Origin of the sequence: Mesorhizobium sp. M8A.F.Ca.ET.165.01.1.1 (assembly GCF_004792065.1) — a bacterium.
GTDB lineage: Bacteria > Pseudomonadota > Alphaproteobacteria > Rhizobiales > Rhizobiaceae > Mesorhizobium.
In genome coordinates, this window is sequence record NZ_SRTH01000273.1 from 1 (window position 1) to 279 (window position 279).

General features: G+C 68.8%; 1 protein-coding gene. It reads right to left on the reverse strand.

The genetic code is table 11. The annotated features are described in order from the left end of the window. The coding region (locus EN808_RS36070; protein WP_245525218.1) for a Gfo/Idh/MocA family oxidoreductase at nucleotides 1-279 on the reverse strand (279 nt) is incomplete at both ends.

A 279-nucleotide genomic window follows, 5' to 3' on the forward strand; every position in this document is an offset into this window, starting at 1 on the left:
AGGAGCCATAGATCCGCCTCGCAAGGTCGTGAGAGTTGCCGGGCGAGGCCTGGTTGGCGAAGATGGTGCCGCGCGCGCCGCCCGTCCAGCGCACCAGGACATGCGCGTTGTCGTCGAGCCGCCGTCCGGGCACGGCGGTGAAAAGGTCGGCTGAAACCGCCTCGGCCTCGAAGCCGGAAATGAAGCTGGCCAGGTTGAAGGCATGCACGCCGATATCGGCGAGCACCGCCGATTGCCCGGCGCGCACCGGATCGGTGCGCCACTCGGCCTGCTTCTGGC